Raw genomic sequence first — 11014 nt, 5'->3', positions numbered from 1 at the left:
CTTGTACACGTGTATCCAAAGGCTCCATGGCCTTTGCCAAATTATCCATAATCAAGAATTTCTTTGATATTGAATCCATATTTATCTGTTTTTTATTATAAAGATAATGAAAAACATCGACACATGCAAACTAAACAACCTGATAATCAGATAAATACAAACATCAAAAACTAAATCCTGTTAAAGAAATTTTGATGCGTTTTCTCTGCAAAAATTTTCAAGAAAAAGTAAGATAAAGAAACAGAAATATTTATTAAGCCTACCAATTTAAAAGACTTTATTATAACAAATTAAATATGCACTAAAAATCACATTGACGCAATCTAGTATACACCACTAGAAAATATCCCTTTTACCATTTACGGCATAACAAAATTTTCTATCTTTGCAGTATTTAAGAATAAAAATGCCAATCATAACATGTAAAAATACAAACCTATTGAGTGCATTTAAAAATAATTTTGCAAATACAATATATGAAAATAAACATATAATGACACATAAATATACTTTTATTGATTTGTTCTCAGGGTGTGGAGGCCTGACTGAAGGATTTCTTCAATCCGGATATTTCAGATCATTAGCACATGTTGAATGGGAAAAACCTATGGTAGAGACTTTACGTCATAGACTAGTTACACATTGGAATTATACCCCTAAAGAAGCCTTGAGAGATGTTGTGCTATTTGACGTACAAAAGACAGATGAACTAATCAATGGAAATTGGTCTGAAGAAACTTTATCTAAATACAAAGGAGATAATCATAAGGATTTTATTCATGGAGGATTAAAAGAAATTATAGGAGAAAATAAAGTAGATGTTATTATCGGTGGTCCGCCTTGTCAAGCATACTCTATACATGGCCGTGCTACAGATAAAAATTCTATGCAAAATGACTATAGAAATTATCTCTTTGAAAGCTTTGTAAGTATTGTAGATTTTTTTAAACCTAAAATGTTTGTATTTGAGAATGTCCCTGGTATATTAAGCGCAAAGCCTGGAGGGAAACATGTAACCGAACGCATTTTTGAAGCGTTCAATGCAATCGGTTACGAAATTCGTTCTCCTGAAGAGCTACGCAATTCCATATTTGATGCTGTACAATTTCAAGTACCACAATATCGTAAAAGAGTTATTATTTTAGGAATAAAAAAAGGAAGTTGCCTAAACTTAAACAGTTTATATGATTCAATAAAAGCTGAAGAATCGCCTTTACCTATAAAAACTGTAAAAGATGCTATTGGAAATTTTCCACATATTTATCCCTTAAAAGAACCACAGAAAGAGGGACGCATTAATATATCTCATAAAGTGAGTAACGAAAGAAAAGAAATAACTCAACACATTCCGAGGTATAATTCTTTAAGAGAAATAAAGATATTCAAAGAATGGGTGGAAAAAAGGATGAACTATATATCGCATAAAGAGCAAGTTGACTATTATTATCAAGCCACAGGACACAAAACTTTGTATACAAAGTATAAAAACTTAGAGTGGGATAAACCGTCTCATACAATTGTAGCACATTTAAGTAAAGATGGGATGATGTTCATTCACCCTGATGCGCAACAGGCTAGAAGTATAACAATACGAGAAGCTGCGACGTTAATGAGTTTCCCTTTGGATTTTGAATTCATAGGATCTAATTCATATTGCTTTAAAATGATTGGCAATGCTGTTCCTGTATTATTGGCTAAAGGTATTGCAAATGCCATTTATAAAGAACTTAGAAAAAATAATATATGAATATATTGATTGCATGTGAAGAAAGTCAAACTATATGTAAGGCTTTTAGAAAACGAGGATATAATGCATTTAGTTGTGATATTCTAGAATGTTCTGGCGGACATCCGGAATGGCATTTTAAAGAAGATGTCCTTCAAGTTATCCCTAATCATGGAGGAACATTGGAAACTGGGGAGAAATATTATTTACCTCATGGAGAGAATTGGGATTTAATGATTGCACACCCACCATGCACATACTTATCAGTTAGTGGAGCAAGATGGCTTTATCATCCAGATGATGCCAATTTACCAATAGAACAACGAAGAGAACATCCTAATCATCCAGGAAGAAGAAAAGCTAAACAAGAGGCCATAAAATTTTTTATGGAATTTACTAAAACAGATATAAAGCATTGGGCTATTGAGAACCCTGTTGGTTGTATGAGTGCGGAATATAGGAAACCAGACCAAATAGTTCAACCTTTTTGGTTTGGAGATTCAGCATCAAAAAAAACATGCCTATGGTTACACAATCTTCCCTTATTACAACCTACAAATATAGTAGATGAAGGTCCTAGGGTTGTACTATCAAGTGGCCGTTCTTTACCTAAATGGTATTCAGACTCATTTAATACAAAAATATCAACAGAAGAAAGAAGACGTTTAAGAAGTAAAACATTCCCAGGTTTCGCAGAAGCTATTGCTGAGCAATGGGGCAAATTTATTAATCCATGATTTATATTTCTAAATTTCGTGCCAATGATTTAAACCCTAGCAAAGGGAAACAAATAGAATTTAATAAGAAAGTGATAGAAGAATTCTTTCATTTTACTAATAATGACTATTTTGTAGAATTTGAATGTTGCTCAATTAATAACCCGACCATTAAAACAAATGTCAAAACACATTTAAGGTTAAGTCCAGCAAGAGGTGATTATAAGATATATCAAAATGCTGACAGCTCCATAGATTTAAAAGATTATCTTCTTGAAAAATTGCAACTAAATATCAGCAATATTGATGACTATTTCGCTATCAAAGAAAAGGGAATAAATAAATATGCATTCTATTATATTCCCAAAAATTCATTATTTGATAATTTTTTCCAAATAGCCAACAATAATCCGATTCTATTCCTTTCCCAAGAAAAGGAAGAAAAAAACATTGCATCAAAAGAAGGGTTGCAGATTATTTTTTACGGTGCTCCGGGTACAGGTAAGTCATACACCATTAATGAAACAACCAAGGATGAAAGTGTTATCCGTACCACATTCCATCCTGACAGTGATTATTCCACATTTGTCGGTGCCTACAAACCTACGACCATCCAAGTAACGATGCGTGACGTAGCTGGTCATAAGATTATCGAAGGAGGAGAAGAAGTCAAGGAAGACCGGATTGTATATGAATTTGTCAATCAGGCTTTTCTTCAAGCCTACATACAGGCATGGAAATTCTATGCAAAAGCGGCTGAGGACGCAGAACCTCAAAAGCAATATCTCATTATCGAAGAAATCAACCGAGGTAATTGTGCCCAAGTATTCGGCGATTTGTTCCAACTTCTTGACCGAAATTCTACAGGATTCTCTGACTACCCCATCTATACAGACACCGATATGAAAAAGCAGCTTTGCAAAGCGTTCGATGGGCTTTCCATTCCTCAGTCTGAACGAATCAATAACTTATACAACGGGCGACAAATTACAGAGCAGGTACTGAAAGGAGAAATTCTGCTTTTGCCGGACAATCTTTATATATGGGCTACCATGAATACCAGCGACCAGTCACTCTTCCCTGTGGATTCAGCTTTCAAACGCCGTTGGGAATGGCAGTACATGCCTATAGGAAAGGGTTATGATGATAATGGAAACGAGCTGAACTGGAAAATCAGTGTAGGTACTAACGAATACGACTGGTGGTCATTCATTGAAAAAATCAATCTTCAGATTGGCTCAACCACCAATTCAGAAGACAAAAAATTAGGTTTTTTCTTTTGCAAAGCCGAAAACGGCTATATCAGTGCAGAAACCTTTGTGGGAAAAGTCATCTTTTATCTATGGAATGATGTATTCAAGGATTATGGATTCGACGGAACCATCTTCAAGGATACAGATGGAGGTACACTTTCTTTTGACAAGTTCTACAAGGCTGACAGAAACGGTAAAGCTATTGTGCAGAATGAGAAAATTGACTTATTCTTGAACAATCTAGGAGTTGAAATAATCAACGAGGAAGAAAAAGAAGAAGATGAAAAAGCTGATCAATCAGGTACATATACCAAAAGGCATCTACAAGTAGTATTCCCTAACGGAGAAATCATTGAACACAATAATTCTACTACTACACTTCTAGAAGTTATCAACAAAATCGGACCAAGTAAGGTAGAGGCTCTAAATATACTTATCTCAGGTTATAAATTAATTAGTAAAACTCCAATAACCGATGATAAAGGTTATGGACAATCCCAAAGAAGCATAAAAGATGGATATCTGGTTCTCACAAAATTCTCTACGGATGCCAAACTGGCCAAAATACAAGAGATATCAGATAAACTAAATTTAGGTCTAAAAGTCAAAGTAATTGAAATGTAAGAAGATTCATGAAAATCATCATAGAAGGACATCAATATCTTGCGGCAAACGTAAAAGACATTCTCCACGGCATTGATGCTTTGGAAAATGTAGAGGGCTACGTGGTTCTGAATTACGTAGGTTATTTTTACAATACCCAACTGCACGACTGCGTATTTATCTTGCCCAAGGTTCTTCTGGAAGATATCGATGGAAAAGAACTGGTTTTCGGTAAATATAAACCGGAGGACATCATTCATCTTGATAAAAACGACCAGCTTACTCAGAAAGAAAAGAACTTCATTTATGAGTTTTCCGTGTGGATTTACCGCACAATTGATGTATTCAGGACAGACCAAAACAACCAGACGGACATCGTATATCACAAAAAGATTATTCAAATCGGAAAAGGCAGTCGCAGGTTAAGCAACACGTTCCTGGACATACTGCTCTCGCTTATTCAATTCAACAAGGACAACCGAAACTTTTTCTTCTTCATCTTGAAAAACCTGCATTCAGGATACAACAAGATAAATTGGACACGTACCATAGGCACAACCACCGCCATCGTTCAAAACAATCATCCTGTATACCTGAATCCAGTCAACAAAAAAAGGCAGATAAATTTTGACGAGGAACTTTTGATTATATTTTTCTCCATCCTGAACTACATCGGTGACCATTACGGATTTGCCAAAGAAATAGACTGTCACTTTAATCTGATCAAGGGGAAACAGTTTGAAACATACTTGAGCGGAATCGGTAAAACACGTCTGCTGCAAATCAAATACAAGTATTTCTCCGATAAGGCACTGGAATTATGGAATCTTTGCTATGCCTTTTTTGATGCGGCAAGACAGGTACAGATAAATACGGATTTGCAGGAATACCTGCTGGTAAAGAATTTCAACATCGTTTTCGAGGCGATTATTGATGAACTTATTGGTGACAAGAATATTCCTGACGGACTGAAGGAACAGGAAGACGGCAAGCTGGTAGACCACATGTACACCTACAAGAGTCTGACAACTACCGAGGAACAGCCTATCTACTACATAGGTGATTCTAAATATTACAAGAGAGGCAATGCCATAGGTCGCCACTCTGTGTACAAACAGTTCACTTATGCACGCAATGTGATTCAATGGAACCTAAACCTCTTCATGAATGGCGAGGACGAGAAAGTCAACCTGTCCAAAGCAAAAGGTGTCTCCAAACTGCGGGATGACCAGACTGAAGGTTATAACATCATTCCAAACTTCTTTATCAGTGCCCGTCTGAATGAGGAACTAAACTACAAAGAAAAACTGCAAATCACTGACAAACAGCACACTTATTTCTGTAACAAGCAATTTGACAACAGACTGTTTGACCGCGATACTTTGCTTGTATGCCATTATGACGTGAACTTTCTTTATGTGGTTTCTTTATATGCTAGAAACAATGCCTTGCAAAAAGATTCATGGAAGGCCGCAGTCAGAGAGAAATTCCGACAGGAAATACAGAAAATGCTGGAAGATAATTTCCAGTTCCATGCCATGAAGGCACGTAGCGGAGTAAACGCAGCATCCTATATCAAAGAGCACTTCCAGGAATTGCTTGGAAAGATTTATACTCCCTATCCGGAAAAAGATATTTATTCTCTGGCTCTCAGCAAAGACTTTCCAGATGAAAACAGGATTCTGCTGGACAAATTGGGTAAATATTTTGTCATTCAGGAATGTAAAATGGGAGAAGATCCAAGGCCGATGTTTGAACAGTATGATTCGAAAACACATAGCGCAATTCCAACAGAAATGGTAACCTCTGTAAAAAATGTGTTTACAGGACTTATCCGTGTCAAGGATGAGGATTATGAAACTTTCCGCACCCATCAGGCCCAACTATACACGATGGAAAAAATTCCGCCAACTAATCTGATTGAAGTCAAATACTTCCTGCCTATGGTGAGCGGAAAAATTGACGGCTTCTATCAAATAGAGAAACTACAGTTCGGCAGTTACAAAGACAAAGAAGGTAATACACAACCTTGCCTGAAGTTCAAGCTGGGGAAATATATTCATATCGGAGATACCTGGAAATCTATTTATGAGATAATGCGCCCGGGAGAGGTTATCTCCATTGAGGATGTAATCAAGATGTATAATTACATAAAATAGCAAAACAGAATCATGGACATCCTCTCTCAAGACCAGCGACACAAAAACATGGCTGCCATTCACTCGGCCAACACCAAGCCGGAAATGATAGTCAGAAAGTACCTGTTCGCCCACGGATTCAGGTACCGTCTGAACCATCCGCGTCTACCGGGGCGTCCGGACATCGTGCTGCGGAAATACCGTACCTGTATCTTTGTCAACGGATGTTTCTGGCACGGACATGAGGGGTGCAAATATTATGTCATCCCCAAAACCAACACGGAATTCTGGACACGAAAAATCACACGCAACATAGAACGTGACAAGCAGGTGCAGCAGAAACTGGCACAAATGGGCTGGCACTGCATGACGATATGGGAATGTGAGCTGAAACCTCAGAAACGGGAGCAGACGCTACTGGCTCTGGAATATACGCTCAACCATATTTACCTGAAAGACCACGCCGTGAGCTACTCCATCGAGGAAGAAGAACCGTTCATGGCTGCGGAAGATACAGAAGATACCTATCACACAAACAATCCCGTCAGTCCTGAATAAAGTTACGGCTGGAAGAGGTTGACTGCCTCTTTATCTCCTCCACCACCCTCACATCCGCCGGAAGCCACGCCACACTCTCCAGCTCCTCCCGCTTCAGCCAGGCGGCGTTCTCATGCTCCTTCAGCACCAGGCTACCGGAAACCACCGAGCAAAGGTAGCAGTGCATGGTGAGGTGGAACGACGGATACTCACAGTCCACCGTGGTGAGGAAGGCATCCACCCGGATGTCCGTGTCCAGCTCCTCGCGGATTTCCCGCACCAGGGCCTCTTCCCTGCTCTCGCCCGGCTCCATCTTCCCGCCGGGAAACTCCCAGTAATCCTTGAACTCACCGTAGCCGCGCTGGGTGGCGAAGTACTTCCCGTCTCGGACGATGACCGCCGCCACCACCTCGATGCGCTTGCCCACCACATACGTCTCTCCTTCCTGCCGGATGCTCCAGAACGGGACGGACTGGGCGTCGGTGAACTCTTTCATCCGCCAGGCCGATTCGAAGCCGCTGGCCACGAAATGCATGGGCACGAACAGGCCGACCTGAAACACGTCGAGAAACTGACGGGCCCCGCGGGTGTAGCCGTTTCCGATGCGCCCGTCTACGGGGAACATCACCACGTCGAAACGGTCGGTGAGCTTGCGGATGTCTTTCAGCTCGCCCAGGTAACGTTTCTCTTCCTTCAGAGGGTCGATGTCCATGCCGAAATCGGGACTGTAGACCGTACCTCCGTAGTAGTCGTCGGTCAGGAAGCGGGCGTACCAGTTGTTCAGGTCGCCGGCATGGAAGATGCGCTTGCCGCCGGTCTCAATCACCCACGACACGCCGCTGTCGGTGCTTCCGGTGGCGGCCACGTGCACCAGCTCGTCTGCCCACGTAGCTCCCTTGCCCAGCCAGGCGTCGGCTTCGTCCTTCTGCGCGCGTCGGTGCTTCAGGATGTCTTTCGAAAGGATGTAGCGGAGGTTCGTCTTCACGGTCCGCCAGGAGAAGATGTCGCGGTTGAAATGGTCTTCGTGGAAATGGCTGGAGAAGACGTACATCGGCTTGGGCGACCGCAGCAGACGGGGCATCACGCCGGCAGGGTCCATCCAGTAATCAAACACGAGGATGCAGCGGTCGGTCTCGAGGGCAAAGCCGCTGTGGAAGATATAGATGAGTTGCATAGGTTTCTTGAATAGTTTATGCAAAGATAGCGTTTTTGCCGGGAATTACTATCTTTGTACCCGACAAGCCATCCAATGAAGACTACAAGACAAAATACCCAACGCCTGCAGTGGGAAACCGACCCGCTCTACCGACTGATCAGGGCCATCAAGAACGTGATGGACCGGTATTTTCTGGACCCTCTCATCGGCCTGCTTTTCCCGACGGCAGGCGACATCTTCTCGTCTGTCATGATGCTGCCTTTTCTTGCCGTGTCCCTGTTCAGAATCAAGTCCATCCCTCTCACCCTGGCCATCGTCTACAACATGCTGACGGACATGCTGCTGGGCATCATCCCGCTCTGGATTGGCGACCTGCTGGACATTTTCAGCCGCTCGTACACCAAGAACTTCCGGCTGATTGTGGGCTTCGTGGAGGGCGACCAGGAAATCATCCGGGAGGTGAACCGCAAGGCCGTGCTCACCGCCGTGGGCATCCTGCTGCTGTGCGTGCTCATCTACTGGCTTGCCAAAGCGGTGGTCTATCTCAGCGCGGAACTGTGGGGATGGGTGCAGGGATTGTTTTAAGGACAAAGCGGAATCCCACATTTTTTTGTACCTTTGACCGTTGAAACGATTCACCTACAAGTCATGAACAAGAAAATACTGATTGTCGGGGCCAACGGGTTTACAGGGCGTCACCTGCTATATGCTTTTGCAAAGAAACCCGACTGGCAGGTCACCGGTTGCTCATTGCATCCGGACATTTGTCCGCCGGCACACGGCTACCGTTTTCTGGAGACGGACATCACGAACGAAGCGGAACTAAAAAAACGGATGGAGGAAGTGCAGCCCGATGTGGTGGTCCACACGGCGGCCCTTTCGGCCACAGATTATGCCGAGACGCATCCAGCCGAAGCCGAGGCGGTGAACGTGAATGCCGTGGCCAGCCTGGCTACCTTGTGTGCGCAATACGGCAGCCGGCTCATCCACCTGTCTACCGATTTCGTGTTCGGAGGAGACACCTGCCAGCTGTACACCGAGGAGGATACGCCCTCTCCTGTCAATTACTACGGCCACACGAAATGGGAAAGCGAGAAGGTGGTGGCCTCCATCTGCCGGAACTATGCCATTGCCCGCATCGTAGTGGTGTACGGAGCTCCTTATCCGGGACAGCATGGCAACATCGTCTCGCTGGTCATCCAGCGTCTGCGCAACCACCAGGAGATACGGGTGGCAGACGACCAGTGGCGCACGCCGACTTATGTGGGCGACGTGGTGCAGGGCATTGAGAAGCTCGTCGCACAACCGGTCTGCGGCATCTATCACCTCTGCGGCGGAGAATGTATGACCGTGGCCGACATGGCACTGCGCACAGCCGACACACTGGGCCTGGACCGTTCGCTCATCCTTCCGGTGCACACGGCCGCGATGCAGGAAAAGACTCCCCGTCCCCGGTTCAGCGGACTGAGCATCGAAAAGGCCCGACGGGACCTGGGCTATCGGCCACACACCTTCGAAGAGGGCATCAGAAGGATGCAACTGGACGATTCCTCGCGGCGGAAATAGAACGGTTTCCGGAAAATCCGTATCTTTACGCCAAAATCATTTGCAAATGGGAAAAAAAGAATACATGCAGGCCAACAAGGACTGGCTGGCCGAAAAGGCAAAGGAAGAGGGAGTACAAGCCCTCCCCAAGGGAATCTACTACAAGGTACTGGCTTCGGGTGCGAACGACGGCAAGCATCCCACGCCGCGGAGCATCGTCACCGCACACTACACGGGATGGACCATCAACGGGAAGAAGTTTGACAGCAGCCGCGGAGGGGCTCCTGCCGCTTTCCGCCTGAGCGACCTCATTGAGGGATGGATCATCGCGATGCAGCAGATGTGCGTGGGCGACAAATGGGAGATTTACCTCCCGGCAGAGATGGGCTACGGCAAGTTCTCACAGCCCGGCATTCCCGGAGGCTCCACCCTGATTTTTGAGATTGAATTGTTGGGAATAGCGTAAGGGCATCCTTTCTACAGCTTTTCCAGAAAGGCACTCGGCACATAAGCCGTCGCCATCGAAAACAAACCATCGACCACCACGGCCACCCGCTGCTGTCCACGGTAGCGGGCTACACGGCCTGTCACCCCCTCAAAGGCCCCGTGCACAACCCGTACCAGCTGGCCTTCCCGGAATTTACTCACGTCGTCGGGTACAAAGAGGATGTCTTCATTCTCGGAATCACAGATAATCTTGAGGCTTTCAATCTGGGCGTCGGGTATCACAAGAGGACTTGTCACCGTTCGTGTGCCTACATGGGAATGCCCGCAATAGAAACGGAGGAAAGAAAGGTCGGCATTCTCTCCCAGCAGATGCCTTATCTCAGCCTCCAGCCCATAGACAAACAGGAGGTTGGGGATGCGCGATTCTTCCACGCTCCTTTTCTTCCCGTCCACCAGTTTCATCCGCTTGATTGTCGGATAAAAGGCCGTTCTTCCCTGGCAGACCATATAGTCGTATGCCTTTTTCTCCCGCCCGTAAGTGGCACGAAGCGCATACCAGTGAGGCTGGGGTCGGAACCGTTTGAGAGTCTTCAGTCCGGACGTATCTCCCATCTGCTTTTCACCGGAAGATGCATTTACGGTTCCTCCGTATTCATTCTTGTCATTCATTTTTCCCTTCGTCTAACGTTTTTCCGTTCCCCGGAAAGGGGTATCGGCTGTGACGAATTTATAAAAATGACACTGGATTTCCGGACGGGGAAATCCCGGTTTACGCCTGCGCGGTCGGTTAGGACGCTTATCTGGTCAAAAAAGACAGGCAGTCCGTCTGATTTTTCCGGAGGATAAAGTGGGCCGGGCGCTTTTCTCTCCGCCATGAAGCAGGAATGGTTTAT

The 11014-nt window shown here is 44.3% G+C and carries 10 protein-coding genes and 1 pseudogene; 8 read left to right on the top strand and 3 right to left on the bottom strand.

Annotated features, from left to right (window positions below; genetic code table 11):
- Positions 1-439: 439 nt before the first annotated feature.
- The 5 genes from OCV81_RS05015 to OCV81_RS04995 are packed head-to-tail and all read left to right on the top strand — an operon-like array spanning position 440 to position 6994.
- Positions 440-1747, top strand: coding sequence for a DNA cytosine methyltransferase (locus OCV81_RS05015; RefSeq protein WP_262640136.1), 1308 nt, complete (start codon positions 440-442; stop codon positions 1745-1747).
- Positions 1744-2463, top strand: a complete 720-nt coding sequence (locus tag OCV81_RS05010; RefSeq protein WP_148328933.1) for a hypothetical protein — start codon at positions 1744-1746, stop codon at positions 2461-2463. The genes OCV81_RS05015 and OCV81_RS05010 overlap by 4 nt, the downstream gene beginning before the upstream one ends.
- Positions 2460-4319 (top strand): AAA family ATPase, encoded by a 1860-nt coding sequence (locus tag OCV81_RS05005; RefSeq protein WP_148328931.1) that lies wholly within the window; start codon positions 2460-2462, stop codon positions 4317-4319. Before OCV81_RS05010 ends, OCV81_RS05005 begins: the two co-directional genes overlap by 4 nt.
- Before the next feature lie 8 nt (positions 4320-4327).
- A complete protein-coding gene (locus OCV81_RS05000; RefSeq protein ID WP_148328929.1) occupies positions 4328-6457 on the top strand; it encodes an LlaJI family restriction endonuclease in 2130 nt (709 codons plus the stop codon).
- Positions 6458-6469: 12 nt separating this feature from the next.
- The gene (locus tag OCV81_RS04995; RefSeq protein WP_148328927.1) at positions 6470-6994 is read left to right on the top strand and encodes a very short patch repair endonuclease; all 525 of its coding nucleotides are present in this window, start codon (positions 6470-6472) and stop codon (positions 6992-6994) included.
- Here OCV81_RS04995 and OCV81_RS04990 read toward each other — a convergent pair.
- A complete protein-coding gene (locus OCV81_RS04990) occupies positions 6981-7379 on the bottom strand; it encodes a (deoxy)nucleoside triphosphate pyrophosphohydrolase (protein WP_262640138.1) in 399 nt (132 codons plus the stop codon). The two genes, OCV81_RS04995 and OCV81_RS04990, sit on opposite strands and share 14 nt — an antisense overlap.
- Positions 7380-7406: 27 nt before the next feature.
- Positions 7407-8147 (bottom strand): annotated as a pseudogene (locus tag OCV81_RS04985) (MBL fold metallo-hydrolase); the annotation flags it as partial.
- 75 nt (positions 8148-8222) lie between these two features.
- Here OCV81_RS04985 and OCV81_RS04980 point away from each other — a divergent pair.
- From OCV81_RS04980 to OCV81_RS04970, 3 genes are all read left to right on the top strand, one after another.
- Positions 8223-8714 (top strand): DUF4112 domain-containing protein, encoded by a 492-nt coding sequence (locus OCV81_RS04980; RefSeq protein WP_148328925.1) that lies wholly within the window; start codon positions 8223-8225, stop codon positions 8712-8714.
- A 63-nt stretch (positions 8715-8777) separates the two neighbouring features.
- The gene (locus OCV81_RS04975; RefSeq protein WP_148328923.1) at positions 8778-9695 is read left to right on the top strand and encodes an SDR family oxidoreductase; all 918 of its coding nucleotides are present in this window, start codon (positions 8778-8780) and stop codon (positions 9693-9695) included.
- A 46-nt stretch (positions 9696-9741) separates the two neighbouring features.
- Complete coding sequence (locus OCV81_RS04970) at positions 9742-10140, top strand: FKBP-type peptidyl-prolyl cis-trans isomerase (RefSeq protein WP_072542485.1); 399 nt, start codon at positions 9742-9744, stop codon at positions 10138-10140.
- 11 nt (positions 10141-10151) lie between these two features.
- On the opposite strand, the gene OCV81_RS04965 is transcribed toward OCV81_RS04970, so the two are convergent.
- Positions 10152-10790, bottom strand: a complete 639-nt coding sequence (locus OCV81_RS04965; RefSeq protein WP_148328921.1) for a UpxY family transcription antiterminator — start codon at positions 10788-10790, stop codon at positions 10152-10154.
- Between the last annotated feature and the right edge of the window lie 224 nt (positions 10791-11014).

This window comes from Phocaeicola fibrisolvens, from assembly GCF_025567125.1.
Lineage (GTDB): Bacteria > Bacteroidota > Bacteroidia > Bacteroidales > Bacteroidaceae > Phocaeicola > Phocaeicola fibrisolvens.
This window is presented reverse-complemented; position numbering and strand designations above follow the sequence as displayed.